General features: G+C 49.9%; 22 protein-coding genes. 9 read left to right on the top strand and 13 right to left on the bottom strand.

Features of this window, described 5'->3' with window-relative positions; genetic code table 11:
* Positions 1-524: 524 nt before the first annotated feature.
* From P0X86_RS07705 to P0X86_RS07685, 5 genes are all read right to left on the bottom strand, one after another.
* Entirely contained in the window at positions 525-1727 is a 1203-nt protein-coding gene (locus P0X86_RS07705; protein WP_277748252.1) for an S-layer homology domain-containing protein, read from the bottom strand.
* Positions 1728-2052: 325 nt separating this feature from the next.
* Complete coding sequence (locus P0X86_RS07700) at positions 2053-2451, bottom strand: helix-turn-helix transcriptional regulator (protein WP_277748251.1); 399 nt, start codon at positions 2449-2451, stop codon at positions 2053-2055.
* 114 nt (positions 2452-2565) lie between these two features.
* Positions 2566-3297 (bottom strand): hypothetical protein, encoded by a 732-nt coding sequence (locus P0X86_RS07695; RefSeq protein WP_213580516.1) that lies wholly within the window; start codon positions 3295-3297, stop codon positions 2566-2568.
* A 184-nt stretch (positions 3298-3481) separates the two neighbouring features.
* Entirely contained in the window at positions 3482-4207 is a 726-nt protein-coding gene (locus P0X86_RS07690) for a hypothetical protein (RefSeq protein ID WP_096775321.1), read from the bottom strand.
* 261 nt (positions 4208-4468) lie between these two features.
* Positions 4469-4627, bottom strand: a complete 159-nt coding sequence (locus tag P0X86_RS07685) for a hypothetical protein (RefSeq protein ID WP_192569382.1) — start codon at positions 4625-4627, stop codon at positions 4469-4471.
* Between the two features lie 221 nt (positions 4628-4848).
* Here P0X86_RS07685 and P0X86_RS07680 point away from each other — a divergent pair, with 221 nt between their 5' ends.
* The 6 genes from P0X86_RS07680 to queF all read left to right on the top strand — a co-directional run bounded on the left by P0X86_RS07680 (position 4849) and on the right by queF (position 8856).
* Positions 4849-5301: a cell division protein ZapB gene (locus tag P0X86_RS07680; protein WP_213580515.1), complete on the top strand. Its 453-nt coding sequence runs from the start codon at positions 4849-4851 to the stop codon at positions 5299-5301.
* A 54-nt stretch (positions 5302-5355) separates the two neighbouring features.
* A complete protein-coding gene (locus P0X86_RS07675; RefSeq protein ID WP_009591651.1) occupies positions 5356-6060 on the top strand; it encodes an AIM24 family protein in 705 nt (234 codons plus the stop codon).
* Between the two features lie 277 nt (positions 6061-6337).
* Positions 6338-7015 carry a 7-cyano-7-deazaguanine synthase QueC gene (gene queC, locus P0X86_RS07670; RefSeq protein ID WP_096775319.1) on the top strand — a complete coding sequence of 226 codons (678 nt, stop codon included), beginning with the start codon at positions 6338-6340 and terminating at the stop codon, positions 7013-7015.
* Entirely contained in the window at positions 7012-7503 is a 492-nt protein-coding gene (queD, locus tag P0X86_RS07665) for a 6-carboxytetrahydropterin synthase QueD (RefSeq protein ID WP_277748250.1), read from the top strand. The genes queC and queD overlap by 4 nt, the downstream gene beginning before the upstream one ends.
* The gene (gene queE, locus P0X86_RS07660; protein WP_036662526.1) at positions 7496-8290 is read left to right on the top strand and encodes a 7-carboxy-7-deazaguanine synthase QueE; all 795 of its coding nucleotides are present in this window, start codon (positions 7496-7498) and stop codon (positions 8288-8290) included. Before queD ends, queE begins: the two co-directional genes overlap by 8 nt.
* Before the next feature lie 68 nt (positions 8291-8358).
* Positions 8359-8856 (top strand): preQ(1) synthase, encoded by a 498-nt coding sequence (gene queF, locus P0X86_RS07655; protein ID WP_009591586.1) that lies wholly within the window; start codon positions 8359-8361, stop codon positions 8854-8856.
* A gap of 113 nt (positions 8857-8969) precedes the next feature.
* Here queF and P0X86_RS07650 read toward each other — a convergent pair whose 3' ends face one another.
* From P0X86_RS07650 to P0X86_RS07640, 3 genes are all read right to left on the bottom strand, one after another.
* A complete protein-coding gene (locus P0X86_RS07650; RefSeq protein WP_096775317.1) occupies positions 8970-9875 on the bottom strand; it encodes an EcsC family protein in 906 nt (301 codons plus the stop codon).
* Positions 9876-10071: 196 nt separating this feature from the next.
* A complete protein-coding gene (locus P0X86_RS07645) occupies positions 10072-10545 on the bottom strand; it encodes a Dps family protein (RefSeq protein WP_277748249.1) in 474 nt (157 codons plus the stop codon).
* A gap of 205 nt (positions 10546-10750) precedes the next feature.
* Positions 10751-12199, bottom strand: coding sequence for a potassium/proton antiporter (locus P0X86_RS07640; RefSeq protein ID WP_176502489.1), 1449 nt, complete (start codon positions 12197-12199; stop codon positions 10751-10753).
* A 212-nt stretch (positions 12200-12411) separates the two neighbouring features.
* Between P0X86_RS07640 and P0X86_RS07635 the strand changes: the two genes are divergently transcribed.
* On the top strand, positions 12412-13521 hold the full coding sequence (locus P0X86_RS07635; RefSeq protein ID WP_277748248.1) for a GNAT family N-acetyltransferase: 1110 nt from the start codon (positions 12412-12414) through the stop codon (positions 13519-13521).
* 292 nt (positions 13522-13813) lie between these two features.
* Here the strand turns inward: P0X86_RS07635 and P0X86_RS07630 are convergent, their stop codons facing one another.
* Together P0X86_RS07630 and P0X86_RS07625 are read right to left on the bottom strand one after the other, a co-directional pair.
* Positions 13814-14095, bottom strand: coding sequence for a hypothetical protein (locus P0X86_RS07630; RefSeq protein ID WP_277748247.1), 282 nt, complete (start codon positions 14093-14095; stop codon positions 13814-13816).
* A gap of 103 nt (positions 14096-14198) precedes the next feature.
* Positions 14199-14876, bottom strand: coding sequence for a general stress protein (locus tag P0X86_RS07625; RefSeq protein WP_009591703.1), 678 nt, complete (start codon positions 14874-14876; stop codon positions 14199-14201).
* 235 nt (positions 14877-15111) lie between these two features.
* On the opposite strand from P0X86_RS07625, the gene P0X86_RS07620 reads away from it, so the two are divergent.
* Together P0X86_RS07620 and P0X86_RS07615 are read left to right on the top strand one after the other, a co-directional pair.
* Positions 15112-16065, top strand: coding sequence for a hypothetical protein (locus P0X86_RS07620; RefSeq protein WP_277748246.1), 954 nt, complete (start codon positions 15112-15114; stop codon positions 16063-16065).
* Positions 16066-16137: 72 nt separating this feature from the next.
* The gene (locus P0X86_RS07615; protein WP_015733918.1) at positions 16138-16377 is read left to right on the top strand and encodes an NHLP leader peptide family RiPP precursor; all 240 of its coding nucleotides are present in this window, start codon (positions 16138-16140) and stop codon (positions 16375-16377) included.
* A 91-nt stretch (positions 16378-16468) separates the two neighbouring features.
* Here the strand turns inward: P0X86_RS07615 and P0X86_RS07610 are convergent, their stop codons facing one another.
* The 3 genes from P0X86_RS07610 to P0X86_RS07600 all read right to left on the bottom strand — a co-directional run bounded on the left by P0X86_RS07610 (position 16469) and on the right by P0X86_RS07600 (position 22162).
* Entirely contained in the window at positions 16469-18358 is a 1890-nt protein-coding gene (locus P0X86_RS07610; protein ID WP_277748245.1) for a sensor histidine kinase, read from the bottom strand.
* A gap of 154 nt (positions 18359-18512) precedes the next feature.
* Positions 18513-20426, bottom strand: coding sequence for a sensor histidine kinase (locus P0X86_RS07605; RefSeq protein ID WP_213580510.1), 1914 nt, complete (start codon positions 20424-20426; stop codon positions 18513-18515).
* A 284-nt stretch (positions 20427-20710) separates the two neighbouring features.
* Complete coding sequence (locus tag P0X86_RS07600; protein ID WP_277748244.1) at positions 20711-22162, bottom strand: SulP family inorganic anion transporter; 1452 nt, start codon at positions 22160-22162, stop codon at positions 20711-20713.
* Positions 22163-22175 lie beyond the last annotated feature (13 nt).

Genomic DNA, 22175 nt, shown 5'->3' with positions numbered 1-22175 from the left:
CTTTCTGGACATTTCTGTTACAACTAGGATGCGTATTGTCCATAATTGTTCCATTAGTACTTGAAGCTTTCCACAACTGTCCATAGCCATGCCCTGCATCGCTTACTGACCATCTATCCCAATAATACACTCCTCCATAATTTGTGTTATTACTTGACTTAACTTTCAATCTTGTACCGCTAAGAGTATCCTTTCCATTCCATGTCGTAGAACCAGGTTTAAATCCTATAACTGATCTTATTGGATTATTGGTTGTTTTATTAACCCATTCCAATTTCTTGATTACTTTACCTGCAGGTGCGCTTACAGTTATCCTTGTTGTTTCCAATTCTTGCTTATCAGAAAACAGATACCCACTATAATCATAATCATCAGAATCTGTAGTAAAGTCATATGTTATATTTTGTGTAGTCTCAGCAGCATCAACTGAAGCAATTACTGGTCCAACCAATGATAACAACGATATTAAAATAGAATACATCGCAACAAGACTAATGCTCTTTTTTAAAGTCATAGTTACCACCTTAACGGATAAGTTTTGACCTTGAAAGAGTACTTTGATAAACTTTTGAACCCCTCGAAATAGTCTCTACCAAGATATCAACTGTACCTTCCGTACTAAATCCATCTTTCGGAATAGCTATGCCATAAATCTGCTTCCTAGGATCTCTTGATTCTAAAGGATAAGGCATATTTAACATCGCTGAGTTGGGCTGACCATTAAAGCCTAATATTATTAAGTTAAGCCGATCTATTGGATATGACTGTGGTTTCTTATTGACAGCTAAATGAGATTTTAAAAGAATGATGTAAACCTCTAAATCATCAGTAAGAGCATTTGATTTTCCTCCAAATTTCCATACCAGTTTATCTTTACTTGGAAGTAATTTGCGGTTTGGATCTTTCGGATCGTTCCAGTCAATAGCTATTAATTCATCCACCTGAGCAACAACAGACCCATCCGGTGCACCGAATTGCAGCTTAGACAACTTCCATGAATCGATACCTACATTTTTGTTATGGTTATCAGGCCCATTAAAAATCTCCGGTGCCACCGAGAAAATATTCGTCTTGTGCCAATACACCTCAGCAGCAGCTACTGCATATTTATCCACGGGAAGCTCCTTGCCGCCTTTTACCTGAAGCAGTCGCTCAATGACCGCAATCGCTTGAGCTCTTGTGGTAGCGCCTGTTGGTGATATTACGCCCGGGGCGGTCCCGGATATGATGCCATCCTTGGATGCAAGATACATCCACTGCTTATCCTCTACATTTTTGTACCCCAGTGCTTTTACCGCCAGTTTGGACATTTCTTCACGCGTCATCCGTTGAGTCAGGTTACCGTCGGCATAATCGCCGACTTTATAGATCCCTGCCGATTCTGCCGCCGTCACGTAAGGAGCATACCAGGAACCTGAACTTGTAGAAGCTGCCTCAAGCTCCAGGGCCGACACCGCCATTTTGATGAATTCCGCTCGGGATACCTGTTGGTTAGGCAGGAATCTTTTATCCGGGTACCCATCCACATAACCTCGTTGTACCGCATCTTGTATAGCTGCCTGGGCCCAGTGGCCCTGAATATCCGTAAACTGGACAACCGGGGTCTCACGAGACTCCACCGCTTTGCCGATCGTATTGTCTTGGGCCGCCTCCGCCACGGCCGAATTCAAGCTTCCGACGATTACGGTTAGCACCGTTAATACACTCATCAAAATCTTCTTTTTCATGCATATCCTCCTGAAAATCGTTATAGATAAACCCTATGTCATTGCTTCATATCTCCTTCCTACGCCCTTGCTTAGGGACATCTACCGCCAACTCTCACAATTACACAACGCTTACAGTTTTGTATGGATGAGAGAAATTGTAGTCATTTTATCATATAATCCTCTATTTTGGTATAATATTCCTAACCTGATTCTAGTTGACTAGTTGATTCATCATCTCTATTCACGACCGCAGTTGCACCCTAAACATGACAAAACCTCGACGATAGTCACATGAATTTGTGTCCATTCGTTCGAGGTTTAATTGTTACATGTAGTGAAAGTGTTATAAACCGGTAGTGGATTCTTCCCGGTCCCCGGCTTGAATCTCAGCCTTCTCCGCGCTTTGCTTATATACAGCAGCCAACACCTTTTCATAAGCGCTTTCAAATTCATACGGCAGGATCGGCTTGATTTTGTCCATTACATTCAGCAGTTTAAATAGTGCCTGTACCTCCTCTTCCGTTAAACCAAGGGGGTACATTGCAAAATGTCCAATGAAGGTATAGCCGCGGCCGCGGCCTTGGTGAGTGATGGGGATATGCATGGCACTGAGGGCATCCATATCCCGATAAATGGTTCTTTCACTGGTTCCACAGCGTTCGGCAAGCTCCCGAGCAAGTATTCCTGGTCTTGCTTGTACAAGGGTAATGATTCTCATTAGTCGGATCAGTCGGTCTGTCATATGGCATTCTCCCTATCTTTCTAGTAAATTAGACATATTTTTGTTGACTGCTAAATAGTACATTCGACCCTGATATCATTTTTCCTTTTTTATATAGGGATTCTTGTTTCCTGGTTATGACTTAAGTCTAAAGTCCCTTTTCCAGTTCGCATTTTCAGAATAAAACTGCTGATATGTATTCTTATATAGAACACTAAGTTTATAAAGGACTTCGGCCTCCTTTAAATATTCCGGATCTCGAAATCGGGTTGCGTATAAAAGCATCTCATCTGCCTGTCTACGAATCAGATCTTCACCTTGAGTCAAATTCCCCTGTTCCAGCTCTTCTCTTGCCTGCTCCAGGATGAAAGCATTCTGGTATAATTTCAGTACTTTCTCTACCCGGTAATCTGCTTTTCGGTATCTCAACGTCGTATGATTGCTGAATTGAAGCGGTATCGTTCGGGACGGCTGCAAAACCACCTTCTGCTTTAGAACATCCATATAGGTCCATAAAGCAGTAACGATCGGATACACCCCCGATTGACGAGCACCGACACTCAGCTCCAGAACCAATTGCTTGGTTCTCCCTTCCGACAAAGAGCCTAAAGACAACGAGATGTTGCGATCATTCAGAATCTCTCCTTGGCAGCCATACATCTGTTCCACTTGAACGCCTTCTCCTAATTGAAGGTGCAGCTGGACTTCTTCGGCTATGCGCCGACGAAGGCCATTGGACTGCGTTTTCTGCTTCTGGACACCAGCCCTCCACTCGATCAGCAGAAAGACTTGACTAGTGCCGCCAGCGAACACATGGCTGTGGCTCCATGTATAATCCGAATACAAGCCTGACTGCAATACATCCACCTCTTTCCTCTTCTTCTAATAATGTACCAATAGAGAGGGACATCTTACTGTCACGGAACATATGTTTCCATTCCAATTTCGACAAAAAAAGACCACAGCCCTTTGAGCTGCGGTCTTTCGTGGATATGCTTTACGGCAGTTCGCGTACAAGGAAATCTGCGGCTAACCTCAGAATGCCCTTCCTTTACAATAAAATGGTGTTGACGACGGCAAGCAGCACAACATATATCCCTAAAGCGATCCCAATGAATTTGACCAGCTGGGTTGAGCCGATCCGGTACAACTCGATTGCGGCGGCGCTGTTTGCTGCCAATCCGGTCATTAGAGCAAAGACAAGAAGGAAGAAAGCCGGCTTTACCAACAAGAAGCTGAGCAGTCCACTAACGATAAGCACCGCTCCGAACGGCAGCTGGAACGAGCCCATTTTGGCGATGTAATCCTTCATGTCGAGCTTTTGTTTGGTCATTACGTTCCCGGCAAGCCAGAACGAACCCAGCAGGATGACGGTTGAGAACAATCCCAGCAAAAGAAAACGGCTCCCCATGCCGAAATCGCTTAACAAGGCGGACATCATGCCCAGTCCGGAATAGAACATCCGCTTGACTCCAAGGCCGAACAACCAAAAGCCGAGGATGCTGGAGGCCATCCCGATCAGGCCATAGATCATGCCTGTTTGATCCCCCCGCATATTCAGGGCGCTCATCGGATTTTTCAATAGATTCAGCAGCACCTGACCATCGACTTGAACGGCCGAGGAAGTTTTGGCATGCGAGCCTCCGGCCGATGCGGAATCTTGACGCCCATGTTCCGGCTCCGCCGCTGCCGCGGTGTATTTCGCCGAGATGTCGTTAGCGCATTGATGTGCGACGCCATCCGTTAATTCTTTACCGCAATGAATGCAAAAGCCCATTTTCTTCAAAACTCCTTTTCTCCTGTTATGGATTATGTATACTGATTCAAGTTACAACCTAGTATAAAGGATAAATGTATTATTTTGTAACTGTTTCTGCCATAAAACGTCATATTCAGACGATATTTTCTGTTTGTTTAGGATACTCCCCTCCCGCAGCAGAATGAAAACGACTTCGATAGATTAACGCCAACCAACGCAAAAAAAGCCCGGAGCGTTCTCCGGGTTTTAAAGGCTGCTTATTTGAATATACGGGATCTACTAACCTATTGCCGCTGCCGAAGCGGACTTCGTATCTCCCATAAATCTTTCGGTGCGTTGAATGGGCGCGTACGTGACTTTATCGATTAATAAGCCGTTGCCTACGGGCTTTCCATTCACCGTTATCATAATTTTCTTCACGTTGTTATCTTTCATCATAATCGCAATCTCCTTTTATCTGCTAGTTCATTTTATGTTCATTTCGTATGGGATGGCCTCTATGCGCTTGCTTGAATACATTACCCGCCGCATTGGCAAGTTAAACAACTTAGCTGCGAATGGATTCACTTCCCATGCGAATGTGGGTAATGTATATTAATAGAAACCTGTCGAAATCTGATTCGTATTTACTATAAATAATCGAATGGTGGTGACCCCGCATGTTTAAGCCGTCAAAATCCAGGCTCATCCAACTTTCTTTTATTCTGCTGGTGGCAGGAATCGCGCTGCCGGCCGGAGGACGGACCGCCGACGCCAATTATTTCAATAATATGTACGATAATATCCAGCAGTTCACGGGACTCCCCGATGAAATAAACCAGCTTAAGAGCAACTATAACCAAGCCCTGCAAGAGCTTGATAAAGCCAAGATCGCTTCCGAACGGCTGCAGCAGCAAAATCTGACCCTGGCGGAGCAGAACTCCAATCTTGCAGAGCAGAACCAGCAATTAACCCAAATGGTAAGCCAGTTACAGGAGGCTGAAGCCGCACGAAAGCGCGGGGCGGAACGTTTAAAAACGGTAGCGATCACCGCCGTGGCGTTGGCTGCCGGATACTTTGTCATCATTCGCGTCCTGCGATTCGGCATGCGCCGAACGAACCGTTCGAGATAGGACAAGCTCTTATTCAGATCCATACCATTCAACCAGGCAAAAGGAGGCGCGGCGATGATTATCCGAATGGAAGATGCGGCCGGCAGCGGAGCAGGTCAAGCGGTTACGTTCTCCTTGACGGAGGGGGACACGGCGCATGTCCTTCATCCCGAGCAGATCGTTGCCTATCGGGGGCCCTCCTCCGGGCGCAGCGATCGACTTATGAACGTGAAGGGCATCTACCGCAAAAAAAAGCTGATCCGTGCCGACATTACGGGACCCAGCCAGTTTACGGCTGCGCTTCCCCCGGGCTTCAACATGCATGAAATTCAGCTGGAAGGCGAACAGGACATGCTCTATGATTTTCGTCATGTTTTCTTTTACACCCGGTTTGTTACGATGCAGACAAGAATACTGAAAATCAAAAACATGCTGGTCACGCGAGATGCCATTAAGATGAAGTTTTCCGGGAATGGCAGCATCGGCATTCTGACCCAAGGCCCGGTATGCAAAGTCAAGCTGCATCCTACCGAGCCGCTGTATGTGGACGCCGGAAGCATCATCGCCTACCCCGAAGCCGCTAAGCTGGATCTGACCGTATACGGCAATCATCTGGCCAGCCAGCACATGAACTATCACTGGAAGCTCACCGGCGACGGTTATGTGCTGTTTCAAGCGGGACGCCAGAATCAGCGGCTCGTGAACGATTTAAACGACGAAGGCATCATCAAGCGATTCCTGCGGGAAGCAATTCCCTTCGGCGGAGTGTTTATCAAATAATCCGGCCGTGTTATAATGGAGGGCGTAATCGGACTGCATGCCGGTCACGGCTCTCCATGCGGTCACAAGGACAACAGAAGACAATCCATGCGCCTGCATCGGTGCGTGGGAGAGGTTCGTGAACTCCCTCTATAAAAAACTATCGTGTCTTATTCGGTGTTACACCCTAAGAATAAGGCTTGTTTTTTTACGGATTCAGTTCAATGAACTTCTCTTTCTTCTACGGGATCGGCCCTCTGGGGCTGCTCTTAAATCATGAAGGATGAGAGGTTTTTTTATGCTTAAAAATGAAAAAGCAGTCGTTGTTTTCAGCGGGGGGCAAGACAGCACCACCTGCCTGTTCTGGGCGAAGGAACGCTTCGCCGAGGTGGAAACCGTAACATTCGATTATGGCCAACGCCATAAGCTTGAAATAGAATGCGCGGCACAGATTGCCAAGGAGCAAGGCGTGAAGCAGACGGTGCTTGATATGAGCCTGCTTAATCAGCTGGCACCGAATGCATTAACGCGCAGCGATATCGAGATCGCCGAAGGCGACGGCTTGCCTACGACGTTTGTGGATGGCCGGAACCTGCTGTTCCTCAGCTTTGCCGCCGTGCTGGCCAAGGGCGTCGGAGCGAAGCATCTGATCACGGGCGTATGCGAGACGGATTTCAGCGGTTATCCCGATTGTCGGGACAGCTTCATCAAATCGCTCAACGTTACGCTGAACCTGGCCATGGATTACCCGTTCGTCATTCATACTCCGCTCATGTGGCTCGACAAATCCGAAACCTGGGAGCTTGCCGACCAGATGAATGCGCTCGAATATGTTCGCGACCATACGTTAACCTGTTATAACGGCATCAAGGGAGACGGCTGCGGGGAATGTCCTGCTTGCAAGCTGAGAAAAGCGGGGCTCGACAAGTATATGCAGCGCCGCAGCAGCATCTCCGAGAGGGGGCGCCTGGTATGAGCCGCGAGCCCGGGGCTTTCCGCATTGTAGAGCATCTGCAGAAGCTTGGCGAAGACATCGATGCCGGAAGCCTGCGTTACCATCGGAAGCGGGTGCTTGTTTCCAAAGAGTTTACCTTCGATGCTGCGCACCACCTGCATTGCTATGAGGGAAAATGCAAAAACCTGCATGGCCACACGTATAAAGTGGTTTTTGGTATCAGCGGAACTCCAAACGAGGTCGGCATTACCGTGGATTTTGGAGACATCAAGGATTGCTGGAAAACGAGTATCGAACCTTACCTGGATCACCGTTACCTGAACGAGACCTTGCCGCCGATGAATACGACAGCAGAGAACATGGTGGTCTGGTTGTTTGAGAAAATGGAGGAGGCCCTCCGCAGCAAAGAATCCTACGAGGAACAAGGCATGCGAACGGAATTCGTTCGCCTGTTCGAGACGCCGACCAGCTATGCCGAGGTCAGACGGGAGTGGATGATCCATGAATAATGTGCATGAAACGCCTGTTACGGATTCAAACGGGGGCTCCTCCCCTGCCATGACGGTGGACCGTCCGATTCCCGTGATGGAAATTTTCGGTCCTACCGTTCAAGGCGAAGGCATGGTCGTTGGCCGCAAGACGATGTTCGTTCGGACGGCGGGCTGCGACTATCGCTGTTCCTGGTGCGACTCCGCATTCACATGGGACGGTTCCGCTAAGGACTCCATCTCGCTGTTGAGCGCTGATGAGATCTGGCAAGAGCTGTACCGTCTGGGCGGAGAACGCTTCGATCACGTCACCCTGTCCGGCGGCAATCCGGCTCTTCTTCCCCAGCTTGGAGCGCTTGTGGATGAGCTGCATCGGCACGGAATTACCGTTGCCGTGGAGACCCAGGGCTCACGCTGGCAGGACTGGCTTAATCATATCGATGAAGTCACCATTTCCCCCAAGCCGCCAAGCTCGGGCATGGATACGGACTGGGGCAAGCTCGACGATATCGTCTCGCGTTTATCCGCCCGTCCGCCCGGCAGAACCTTCAGCTTGAAGGTTGTGGTCTTTGACGATAAGGACTTGACCTACGCGGAAACGGTCCATGAACGATACCCGAACGTGCCATTTTACTTGCAGACCGGCAATCCCGATGTAGGCACAGGCGATACGACTTCGCTTGTCTCCCATCTGCTGGATCGGTACGAGTCGCTTGTTGATGCGGTCATGCAATCCGACCGGTTAAACGATGTGCGCGTCTTGCCGCAATTGCATACGCTCGTCTGGGGGAATAAACGCGGCGTATAGCACGGCATCAAGAATTTACCGATGATTGGATTGAGTTTGAATTCATATAAATGAAGGAGTTATCATATATGGCTGGAAGACAAAAAGAAGAAATGGAAGACGTTACCCTGCTCGGCAACCAAGGCACGAAATACACCTTCGAGTATGATCCCGGCATTCTGGAGAGCTTTGACAATAAGCATCCCTACCGCGACTATTTCGTCAAGTTCAACTGTCCCGAATTTACAAGCTTATGCCCGATCACAGGCCAGCCGGACTTTGCGACCATCTACATCAGTTACATTCCGGATATCAAGATGGTGGAGAGCAAGTCCTTGAAGCTGTACCTGTTCAGCTTCCGCAATCACGGGGACTTTCATGAGGACTGCGTCAATATCATCATGAATGACCTGATCAAGCTGATGGATCCGAGATATATCGAGGTATGGGGCAAATTCACCCCGCGCGGCGGCATTTCCATCGATCCGTACTGCAATTACGGTCGCCCGGGCACCAAATACGAGGAGATCGCCGCGAATCGTCTGATGAACCATGACCTGTACCCCGAAAAGGTGGATAATCGGTAAGAAACCACCTTTATGGGTTGCGTCATGATATTTTCCGTGATGGATTAAGAAAAGGGATGTCCGCGCATGGCGGGCATCCCTTTTTGTCGTGTCGATCCGTATATCAGCCTTGATTACAGCGGATATTCCATATTCCGAAGCCGGTAATGAACACGCCGCTTCTTGTACAGCATTTTCCCGGCTTCGGCCACATCGCTTATGGTGCCTTTGTTGCTGATCGAACCGAATACGATCCCGGCGATCGGAATCAGCTGAAACAGCTTTTTCATCCCGAAGTTATCGGTATACGACTGGACGACTTCACGCCAGCCCTGCAGCTGCGAGAAGACCTGCTCCGTTGCCTGGACGTCGTCAAAACTGGCAAGCTCCTCCAGCACCGCTTTCTTTCCGACGATGTCGGCGGATGCAAACTGCAGGCATTTCACGATAAACACCCGCTCCCGGGGATCGTTCGGATCATACCCGTAACAAAGGGCCATCTCCTGAAGCACCTTGAGCGATTGACCGAGCACCATGGGCAGATCGGCCGCTATCGTAAATACGCCTCCGATTCCCGTTGCCGCCCCTTGGGCCGCCGCGAATTTGACCCGCTTTACCGTCAGCGTATCCGCTGCCGCATCCATGGCCTGGAGCGGCAATTTCGCGGCTGCTGCCAGCGTAAGTCCGGAAGCCACCGCCTGCTCCTCTCCGTTCCCAGCGCCGCCCGACTCCGCCTCGCCGGATTTCGCGGAAGGGTCGTTCACCGCGGCTGAACCTTCCAATCCAGCGGTCTGAGCCAGTACGTTCATGACCGACTTCTCGCGAACCAGATGCTTCCCGCCGCTTTGAATAAATCCGCCTACCTCGTTCAAGGCGCTTCCGATTTTCTCTTGAACAGCCTTGGGCGTGAGGCGATCCAGCAGCATAAAGGGAATTCTTCCGAGCTTCTCCCAGAACATGACGTCCTTCTGCTCCTTCTCCCATTTCAAAATCTCTTGAAGCTGCGACTCCAGCTGTTGTCGTGATTCCATCTCTGCCATCCTCACTACTCCTCTATCCGAATTAAAACGATCTATGAAGGTTATACGCACAAAATTGAAGAAAGGCGCAATAAATTTCAAATTGAATCTTGCAACAGCATTCGCAAGGCGAACAAAAAAAAGAGATCGGCCTTATCAGGTCGATCTCTTTTTGCTTATGTTAGCCGTCATGAAACGGCAGCAACGGATATGAACTTTATTTGCCCAAAAATGCGTTCAGCATCCACGAATGCTTCTGCACAGCGCTCGCCATGCCGGTCAACAGATCGGCTGTCGCATCGTCGCCCTCTTGGTTTGCTGCCTCGATACCGGACTTGAGCTCTCCGGCCACTTTCTCGAAATCCGCAACCAGCTGTCCGACCATCTGCTCGGCCGTGTTTTCATTCGAGACCTCCTGCAGCGTCGTCAGCTTCAAATATTGAGCCATGCTGGCGGCCGGTTTGCCGCCGATGGCCAGCATTCGCTCTGCCAGCTCATCCACATAACCAGCGGCCGTGTTGTACATCTCCTCGAATTTCTCGTGCAGCACGTAGAACTGAGGACCTTTCACATACCAATGATAATGGTGCAGCTTCACGCCAAGCACACTCCAGTTGGCTACCTGCGTATTCAGAATTTGTTGAAGTTCATCGGTCGTATTTCCTTGTGCTTGTTGGGTTAGGTTACTCATCTATATCGTCTCCTTTGATATTGTATTTAGACTTATTCTAAATCCTTGAATTAATCATAACAGATTCTTGTCTCTTTTGCAAAGGAAATCGAAACTTCTCGGATGAAGATAGGATGAAGAAATTACCTCCGATTTATACCTATCCTAAATTATTTTTAAGACCGTCTGCTGTGATGGGCATCATATAGCTTCAGCTGCGAAATCCCTAGGATAACCCCAGAATCGATTTCATTTCCTTCCGTTTTTGCTTCGGATTCATCACGTACAAGGTGTCCCCTGCCTCAATGACGGTGTTTCCTCTCGGCGTGATGATGCGCTTCTCCCGAATGATGGCCGTAAAGAGAATATCGTCCGGCAGATTCAGCTGCTGAATCTCCTTGCCGACGATGGGCATATCCCCATCCACCAGCACGTGGTTGATCTCGGAATCCGTTTTTCCTAGTGCCATCAGCTCCAATAAGGACGGGGCCTTTGCTTTATCCTTCTCCACCAGCGCAAGCCTTTGCGTGAGCGGGGAGATGGTGGTGCCCTGGATCACCGCTGAAGTCAAAACAACAAAGAACACGACATTAAAAAACAATTCCCCCTGCCTGATTCCCGCCAGTACGGGATATGTAGCCAATACGATCGGTACGGCCCCGCGGAGGCCGGCCCATGAAATCAATATTTTCTCGCGGACGGCAAATTTGGCGAACAGCAGACTGCTGAACACGCCGATCGGCCTGGCGATGAAGATGAGAATCAAGGACAACAGGAGTCCTTGCCATACGACCTTCGACAGCTCGTTCGGGAAGACAAGAAGCCCGAGCAGCACAAACATCACGATCTGCATCATCCACGCAAAACCTTGGTTGAATGCTTGAATCGTCTTACGGTACGTCAGCTCGGTATTGCCGAGCAGCAAGGCCATAACGTATACGGCAAGCAAACCGCTGGCTCCAAGCCATGCGGCGGCTGCATACGTCAGCACGGCAAATCCTAAAGCGGTCACGGGGTATAGCCCCGAAGAATCGAAGTTGATGCGATTGATCACATACACAGCCAGCATGCCGACAAGAATGCCGACAACCAGTCCCAATCCCATTTCCATGACAAAGGAAAAAATAAGCCCGAACAAATTTAGGCCCGGATGTTCTATCCATTCGATTAAGGACACGGTTAGAAACACCGCCATCGGGTCATTGCTTCCGGATTCGGCCTCGAGCGTCATTCGAAGTCTTTTCTTCAGATTCGTTCCGCCAAGAACCGAGAATACGGCTGCCGCATCCGTCGAGCCGACGATAGCGCCGATTAACAGCCCTTCTTTCAAAGAAATATCAAGCACGAAAGAGGCGCATAGTCCGATTACAACGGTTGTCAGCAGGACGCCTATCGTGGCAAGCGAAATGGCCGGACCCAGAACCGGCTTGATTTCTTTGAAATCGGTCTGCATCCCGCCCTGAAATAAAATGACGATCAGTGCGAATATGCCGACCAGCTGCGTGAGCTCCGCATTATCGTAATAAATGAACCGGCTGAGAATCATCCCGATCGCGATAAACAGCACCAGAGCGGGCATGCCGAAACGGGAAGAGAACTTGGTGGTCAATACGCCTGTCAGAAGCAAGGCGCCGCACAGCAAAATCATGGAATCAACAAAACTTGGCAAGCTCATCCCTCCGGCGTCAGATTCGTTCATTTATTATTACCCGAAAAACACCGCCTTTTCGCATACGCCTAAACCGTAAAACGCTCTGCTGCAGGGCTGGCTAACTCCGCCAACCGGACAATTCCGAATAGCCTTAGAAAACGTTTACTGGAAATTCCCCGCCCAATGACTTTATACTGGTAATAACAAGCGACATACATAGGGGAGGCGTCAATCGAGTGAAAATTTCTATGATGAAAAGCGATCAATTGCAACAAGCCGTCGAGCTGTCCGACCGTATTTTTCTTAAGCAGCCGGAGCAGCCTTCAATGGGGGTATCCTTCCCTCCGATATTCTCGCCGGGTATCAGCCATTCCTACGGTGCCTGGGATCAGGACAAACTGGTGTCTTTCATGGGATTCGTGCCGTTCACCATCCAGACTCGCGGTGCCCGATTAAATATTTTCTCCATCGGCTCCGTCTGTACGGACCCGGATTACCGGGGACAGCGACTTGCAGGCAATCTCCTGGAACAGTGCATGCGGCATGGCGAGGCGTCCGGTGCATCCCTCATCCTTATTTCCGGCGGCAGATCCCTGTATACCCGGGCAGGCAGCCGTTTATTCGGCCGGGCGCTCCGGTTCCGTCTATCTCCGGCCGTCGTGGAGCCGCTGCGTGCTGCAACGGAAAAAAAAGTGAACATCCGGGCCATGCAGCCGCACGATTTGTTCCAGATCCAAAGACTGATGGAACAGCGGGAGGCTGGATATGTTACGACGGCTTCGGAGCTTAACAAGCTGCTGGATGCAAGCGCATACTCCAACGTGATCCGCCTTAAGCAGCAGGTGCTTGTCGCCGAAGAAGACGGGGTGTTGACCGCTTTCGCCATCATCGCCGTACCCGGAGACACGATGACGCCTTCCAGGGAGTCTACCCTCGTCGAGTGGGGAGGAAGCCCTGAAGCAGCCGCACTGATTATAGCCGATGCCGTCGCGTCCTTCAGCCTTTCGGAGCTTACGGTTCCGCTGCCATGGCAGGATAAGGAGCTGGCCGCTTTAATCCAATCTGCCGGTAACCTGCCTGAGTATATTCGCAACGAGGGAACCATTTATTTGGTAAGCGGCCCGCAGCTGCTTCGTCAGCTGGCTCCTCTGCTTCCGGAGGGGTTGATCCAGGCGGAAGGCGAACATGGTCCGTACCGTCTTACCCTGAGCCATGAAACGTTGGAGCTGGATGACGAAGGTTTGCTTTCCATCCTGTTCGATCCGGAATCCCCGTATCGGGCTAACGGGAGCGTAACCTTCGATACTGTCCCTCTCCCTTACACAACCGGACTTCAATATATATAATGGAAGAACGAAAGGTGCATCTGATCCTTTTCCCTACGCAGGGGAGGTCATATGCGCCTTTTTTACTTTCGCTTGAGATTGAGTAACCTGGAACCTGTTCATCCCAAACAGAACCAGCGTCGATACTGCATCCCGAGGAGTAGCCGTCCGCCTATTTTTCCCAGGATAAGTGCCCTTCCTCTCCGCTTCCACATAGGATGTGATAACCGATCTGATAGAAAGAGGTGCAAGGCCTTGAGTCATCAACCGAAAAGAGGGCTTCAATCCCAAACAAGCCTCGGTATCCCGGGTCTCATCCCTGGATACCCTTACTATCCTTATCCATACTATCCACCGTTTTATCCGCCGGTCTATCCGTTTCCTCCGTATTACCCGGGGTATCCCGGATTTCCCGGACATGGGCATGGGCATGGGCACGGTCCTTGGCATCCGGGACATGGCCCAGGACCGTGGCATCCGGGTGGACCTGGACATGGCCCCGGTGGACCTGGCGGTCCTGGACATGGGCACGGCCCCGGCGGTCCCGGGTACGGGCCGAGGGGTGCGAGAATGCAGCGCAACAAGCGTTAAACACGACTTCAAGCAAGCCCCATGAAGCCGGATTGTCGCCGCAAACAAACCGCCCGGAAGAATCCGGGCGGTTTGTTCATCGTTCATGATGCATATGAGAATAACCCTTATCGTCTTTTCGTGGTTTCTTCACGATCCGGGCTTACAATGTTAGGACTCACGGCGCCGCCATTGCCATCGCCATAGCCTTGATACAGGTTAGGGTCCGGCACGGCATCCTCGGTGGCAGCAGCCGCTTCAGAACGCGAATCTACCGGTGCTCCCGTACCGCTGTAGGTACCTTCTTCGCGGTAATGATGTTCATTGAGCGCGCTGTTGCTGCGGAATATATCATATACCTGGCCACCGTTCGACTCATCGGCATCCACCATGACCAGAATATGCCCTTCATCGACGTAGCCCCCATATTCCTCCGCTTGATCTTCCGGAATGCCAAGGCCGATCAGGCCTCCTACCAACCCGCCTGCACCGGCACCCACGGCGGCGCCCGTCAGCGTTGCCGCGATCGGTCCAGCGGCAATGATCGGACCAATGCCCGGAATGGCCAATGCGCCAAGACCTGCGAGCAATCCGGTGACGCCGCCCAGCACGCCGCCGGTAGCCGCTCCGGAGGCCAATCCCTCGGGCGCTTTGGTCCCGGTCTCGTCCTGAATATGGGAAGATTCGCCGCGATCCTTGGCAATGACAGAGATTTCATCGGCTCTGAATCCTTGCTGCTTTAGTTCCTCAATGGCTCGGGTTGCTTCCTGCTCCGTCCGAAAAGCTCCTACAATTTTCTGAGTCATATGAATTCCTCCTATTTGGTCATTTTCGGTTATCGCTGTACATCCCTAAATTAAACGCCAACCGCCATAATCAAACAAGGAAACCGAATAACCGCTTGTAAAGAACCCCGTCGCAGAGCCGAAACTTCCACATATCGCCATGGAATGGGACTGGTAATATTTAACTCCATAAGCATTCATGTTAATATAGCAAGTAAGCACTTGTACCTTAAAAATTGAATAGGTTGGTGATTCCATGAACTGGTTCAAGCCTTTCGAGGACGATCTTGCCGCCGCTTTCTCGGCCTGCGAAGCAAGGCTGTCCGAATTCCCTGCTCCCCTGAACCAAATCGGTCTTTCATACCTCAGAAAGTTTGACGTCTTTGAGCAGGACAGTTCCAAAAATTACATCTGCTATCTGCTTCCCTTCTGGATGAAAGAACGGACCGCACTCCCTGCCGATATTTACCGTGATCTCTCCACGGCCAACATTATCGGCATGTTATACTACTTCATTCAAGACGACATCATGGACTCGCCTCATGACGGCCAGTCCTCTATCGATCCGAAACACCATCTCGCGCTTGCCAACCTGCTGTATTACGAATTTCTCACATCCTATCAACCCTACTTCCCGGCAAATTCAGAATTCTGGTCTTATCTCAAACACTATACGCACGAATGGTCGGAAGGCGTCATCCATGAAACCCGGGAGGATTACTTCAAGCACGACAGGGCCATGGTTGCCAAAAAGGCGGCTCCCGTAAAGCTGGGAAGCACCGCCGCACTGCTTCTATCGGATCAAGCAGACCTTATTCCACGAACGAACGATGTGATGAATCATGTGCTGCTTACCTTGCAGATGATGGACGATTGGACCGATTGGAAGCAGGATCTTGCAGATGGCAGCTACAACTGCCTGCTCTCCCTCATTAAATCGGAACGGGGTCAACCGCAGGACGCTGTTCTAACGATATCCGAAGTACAGGAAGCCATCTTTATCAACAACATGCTGAAGCCTTATGCAGAGATTGCCGCTGCCACCCATGCCCATCTCTTATCGGTTGATATCGAGGCTCCGCACCTGATTTCCTTCCATCAAACCATGGTGGATGAACTTCAGAACGAAGCGAATCATATCGAAAACAGTAAAAAAACCTTGTCTTTTGGCGGGTTAAATTACCATTTGTCTATTCTAAACAAAAAATAATAGATTTTATATTTGTTCCATGGTATTCTTTAAGAGTAAAAAATAACCAATTTATTTGAAAGGGTGATTCTTATGACGACAGAAGCCATCTTTCAAACACAATTGATTCAAAAAGCCTGGGAGGATCCTAGCTTTAAGGCAAGACTGCTGAGCGATCCAAAGTCCGCAATCAAGGAAGTTCTTGGTGTACGGATTCCCGACCACATCGAGATTCGAACGCTTGAAGAGAATCCGGGCGAGCTGTATCTGGTCATCCCTCCGAATCCGACTAGCGTGATCAAATCGGAAGCCAAGGAAAGAGCCATCTGGTAAAGACTACATAACAGCCTGGACATTTCATAAATAGATGAATAGGTAAAAAGAGTGGGGACGGTAACCGCCATCGCTGCCGCAGCTTAGCGAATCATTCGCAAGCTGCGGGAAGCGTAATGACGGCATCGGTCCCCACTCCTTGTTTACTCGTAAAATAAATGTCCCCATCCATGGCCTCGATAATTCGGAAGGTCACCATCAGGCCAAGGCCCGTACCCTTCGTTTTGTTAGAGAAATAGGGCTCTCCCAGACGTGCCAGCACATCCGGCCCCATCCCCTCTCCATTATCCACCACATGAATAAACACCTGGCCTTGCTGGCGATAGCAGCGGATATGAACCAGCCCTTCGTCGCCCAGCGCCTCAATGCTGTTCTTCACGATGTTAATGAAGGCCTGCTTGAATTTCGAGGAATTGCCCCGAATCGTAATATCCTCCGGAATATCGACGGTAATTCTGCCTCCTTGCAGATGAGCCAGCGGGCCGAGTATGCCTTCGATATGCTTGAACTCCTCGGATATCCGCAGCACCGTGTCTTTCCCGAATTCCGGCTTGGCAAAGGTTAAGAAATCCGTAATGATGCCCGAGGCACGGTCCAGCTCGACTAAGGCCAGATCCAGATACTCCCGTTCGGTGGACTGGGCTTTTCCGGTGAGGAGCTGCAGGAATCCCCGCGTCACTTGCAGCGGGTTGCGAACCTCATGCGCGACCGATGCCGCAAGCTCACTGATGATCTCCATCTTCTCCGAACGCTGCAGCTCATTGTTGAACATCTCAAGCTCTTTGGAGTATTGAAGCATCTGTTCGTGATTTTTGGCAAAATGCCGTCCGAGAATAACGATGAGCGCAATAATGAAGCTGACGATGCCCCATTTCCAGAGGAACAGATTGTAGCTGCCCCGGGTCAGGAAAAACTGCAGCAGCTCGCCCAAACCCACAATGGCAAACACCGCAAAGCCGGCGTTGAAAATAATGGCGTCCTTATTTCCCTTAACGGCATAGTACATCGAGCTTCCGACCAGCAGTACGAATTGAACAATCATGACAAAACCCAGGACCTGAACGGAGAAAAAATAATACAGGTCGAACCATTGATTAAAGGCCCATTGATTGAAGATCAGGAACAGGCCGCAGAACAGCGAATAGAACACCTGGAACTTCCGAAGTTTGCGCAGCACGCCCCTCCAGCCGGGGCCGAAGATTTTTTCAAAAAAGAGACTGAACGAAGGAAGTAAAATAAATAATGAGATGTCATATAACTGAGTATATAAATTTCCATATTCATCAAAAATCGTATAAAGAAACGGGGAGTATGTAAATACCAGTATGCCAACGGATAAAATAATAAACGATAAGGACAGGACGGTAATCAAATATTTTCTGTTCAGAAACACGGCGCAGATCAGCATCACCAATGCAATAAAAACAAAGGCGCTCCCGAGGATGATATCCACCAGATTCGACTTCACGAATTGGTTCAACAGATCATGATAATTGCCGACCAGTATTTTCCCTTCCATCGTCACATGATCTCGCGCGGTTTCCAGCCAGATGTACAGATCCTTCCCGATTAAGTCCTGATGAAGGGGAAGCAAAATGTAGTTCAGCTCATAATTGTACGTACGAGTTGATTCGTAAATCTTCTCATGGTCCGCATATACCGCAACCTGCTGTCCGTGCAGCTTGTCAATCAAAATGCCGGGGGATGCCGATGATATTTCGGGAATCTTCATTTGAATCCATGCGGATGCCTTGGCATGCGGCTTGGAAGGCGTCGAAGCTCCGGTCGAAGTTACCAGCCAGTCATCCCTGTGGGCCGGTACGCTGTCCGGTACCCCTCGGGTTTCGGACCAAAGGATTTTCCACTCCTTAATCGCTGCCCGAGCTGCCGTTTCTTCGGTGGCAAAGACAAGCCCAGGTAACCCCTGGCTAAAAGCTATAACGATGATCAGGAACACAGCGATTCTCCATCCAGACCTCATGGACGCACCTCAAACATTATAATGGGTGATTCTCTTACTGTGTTATTCGCTGCGACAAAACCTTCCACCTTCTAATTTTCGGAAAAATGATAAAATTTTCTATTATTGATATAACAAAGAGAGATGCAGCGCGGCATCTCTCTCGATTGGAAATCTAATCTTCCACTGAATCAGGAACGGACGGAAAGCGAATGATCGCCTCGGTGCCGCTTCCTTTTTCACTGATAAAATGAATGGTTCCTCGCATCGCTTCGATGATCCGGAAGGTGACCATCAGGCCAAGCCCCGTCCCTTTCGACTTATTCGAGAAATACGCCTCGCCCAGCCTCTCCAGATCTCCAGCCTCTATTCCAATGCCGTCATCTTGAATGTGAATCACGACTTCACCTGATTCGGCATAGGCCCAGATTCGAATAATGCCTTCTCCATCCAGTGCCTCGATGCTGTTCTTGACGATATTAATCATCGCTTGCTTCAGTTTGGACGAATTACCGGTGATGTATAATTCCTTGGCGTCATCCAGTTCGATCGTGCCCCCGCTCAGATTCGCAAGCGGCAGCAGAATGCCTTTCACATGCTTCAGCTCCTCATACACGTTCAGCCTGGTCTCATGCTCCAATTCAGGCTTGGCAAACGTGAGGAAATCCGTGATGATCCCGGAAGCCCGGTCCAGTTCTTTCAGCGCCAAGCCAAAATACTCCTTTTCCGTCTGCTTGGAGTTCTCGGCCAGAAGCTGCATGAAGCCGCGCGTCACTTGCAGCGGATTTCGAACCTCGTGCGCAACCGAAGCGGCGAGCTCGCTGATGATCTCCATTTTCTCCGATCGCTGAAGTTCGTGATTAAACATCTCCAGCTCCCGGGAATATTGCAGCACTTGCTCATGGCTTCGGGCGAATTTACGCCCCAGCAATATGATCAGGGAGACGATCAGGCCGATAACGCCCCATTTCCACAGAAAGAGCTCATAATGCCCGTCATGGTAATAGAAGGCCAGCATATCTCCGAGCGTCGCTATCGCCATCATGCCGAAGCCTGCGGTAAAAATATAAGCGTCCTTGTTGCGCTTGGCAGCGTACAGAATCGTGGTACCGATCAGCAGCACCATCTGCAGGATAATCAGGATGCCGAGAATCTTCACGGAGAAGAAATAGTACATATCATAAAACGAATGATGGCTCAGAACATGTACCGCAAGGAAAACCAGGCAGATCCCGGAGTAGGCCATCTGAATTCTTCGGCCGTAGCGAATGATCCGGTAGGGACCGGGTCCGTAGATTTTCTCGAAATAGAAATACAGCGCCGGCAAAACGGTGAAAAGCGAAATATCAAATACCGAGACCCATACGCTGCCGAGTTCGCCATAAAAGGTGTACAGGAACGGCGAGTACGTAATTAGCAAGGCTCCGCTTGCCAGAATGATCACGCTCAGGGACAGCCAGCTGGATACCGTATGCTTCGGAAGGAACAAGCAGCAGAAGAACATGACCACCGCAATAAACAAAAAGGAGCTGCCTAATATAAAATCCTCCAAATCCTTCTTGATAAAACCTCTACGCAGATCATCATACTCGCCGAGCATGATCTCGCTATCGATGCCTAACGTCATATCGCTAGAACCGTTTGTCCATATATAAACGGTTTTGCCGGCATCATCCGGATGAAAAGGAAGCAGCAGCGAATGATTCGTATACATATAGTCCCGCTTGGCTTCATACACCGGTTCGTCGTTCAAGAAAGCCAGAACATCCTGCCCCTTGATCCGGTCAATCATAATGGCCGATTGTTTCCAAGGAAGGTCGGGCAGGGTAAAACGATTCCATGCTGAAGATACCCCATCTGACTTTGGGGGTTCTTTGTTCTCTGGTGTCCCTGTCAGCCAACCGCTTGAATTCCGAATGCCGGCCGGCGAAACAACCTCCTGTTGTTCGTTATCCCACATAAACTGCCAATCAGGTATCACGGTATGAGCACGCTCAGCATCCGATTGTCCCGGTGATAAAATCGATATAATCAGCAGCAGCGGCACGACCAGCAGAAGCAGGAATATGGATTTGGGCATATCCTTCATCTAGTCAGCACCTCTAACCGTTATTGTCAATATAAATCCGTCTTCTTCTCCATCCTTTGCATCGATTCGACAAACTTCGTGTTCATTTACAATCAATATAACATGAAATGCCAGGTATCGTTTGTAAAATTTTATTTACGTTCATAGCGACAACCGGCCGAAAAGCAAGAATGGCGGTGCAAGGATCATATCCTTGAGCACCGCCATTTCTTCATTTGGCATGTTTTTCATCTGACAAACCTTACCTCTATTGAGCACACCTGCTTACAGAATGACTAATGCTTCTAATGCGTAGAGTTTGAAGCAAGGCCGATTTTATCGACCATCCGCTGGCTTTCGTCGTTCAACCCTATGAGCGTGAGGTCTTTCCCCGCTTCCTTGTACTTATGCCATACCTTCGAAATGGCATTCGTGGCTGACTGATCCCATACATGGGATTTGGAAAAATCAATCACGACATGTTCCGGATCATCGTTCACGTCAAACAGATTTACAAAATACATCATCGTTCCGAAAAACAGCTGTCCCCGGATTTCGTATACCTTGGTGCCGTTCGGCTGCATATGGGGCACGGCGTGAATTTTGGCCATCTTCCACCCGAAATTCAGGGCGCTTAAGATAATCCCGATCATGACCCCGATGGCCAGATTATGAGTCGCTACCACAATGATGACCGTTGCCAGCATGACGATGGCATCCCCTAACGGCACGCGGTGAAGCGTGCGAAGCGATCCCCATTCAAACGTGCCGATCGAAACCATGAACATGACCCCGACAAGCGCCGCCATCGGAATCTGTTTCACGACATCCCCGAGCACAATGATGAGGAACAGCAGAAACACGCCGGAAACCAAGGTGGATAACCGGGTGCGCCCTCCCGATTTCACATTAATCACCGTCTGTCCGATCATGGCGCAGCCCGCCATGCCGCCAAAGAATCCGGTGATCACGTTGGAAACGCCCTGACCGCGGATTTCCCGGTTCTTGTCGCTGCCCGTCTCGGTCATCTCATCCACGAGCGACGCGGTAAGCAGCGATTCCGTCATCCCGACGACAGCAAGAGCCAGGGAAATAGGTAATATCGTCATGATCATGTCCAGGCTCACGGTTACATTCGGAATGTGGAAGAACGGGAGTGCCTGGGTAATGTTGCCCATGTCCCCGACCGTTTGCACCGGGGCTTTGAACCAAACCGCAACGATCGTCATCACGATGATCGCAACGAGTGCCGATGGAACCGCTCTGGTTATCAGCGGCAATAAATAAATGATCAGCAGCGTGCCGATCACCATCAAGTACATCGGCCACGATTCGCCCTTGAAATTCGGAAGCTGGGCCAGAAAAATGATGATGGCCAGGGAATTCACGAAGCCGGTGATAACCGGCTGGGGAACAAACGTGATAAAACGTCCGAACTTGAGCGCTCCCATCAACCATTGCAAGATTCCCGTCAGAATCGTTGCCGCATACAAATACTCGATCCCGTGCATAGCCACAAGCGGTCCCATCAATGACGCCATGGCCCCTGTCGCCGCTGAGATCATGCCGGGACGGCCGCCGAAAAACGAAATGCTGACGGCAATCACGAAGGACGCATAGAGTCCCACCATCGGATCAACGCCTGCCATGATGGAGAAGGCGATCGCTTCCGGGATGAGAGCGAACGCTACCGTCAGACCCGATAAAATATCTTTGCGCGAGTTGCCAAAGAAGCCTTGTCTAATCCATTGAAACAAAGTCCTGATCACT

Origin of the sequence: Paenibacillus sp. BR1-192 (assembly GCF_029542445.1) — a bacterium.
GTDB classification, from domain to species: domain Bacteria; phylum Bacillota; class Bacilli; order Paenibacillales; family Paenibacillaceae; genus Paenibacillus_AQ; species Paenibacillus_AQ lautus_A.
The sequence above is the reverse complement of the archived record's forward strand: the minus strand, read 5'-3'. Positions and strand labels throughout refer to the sequence as shown.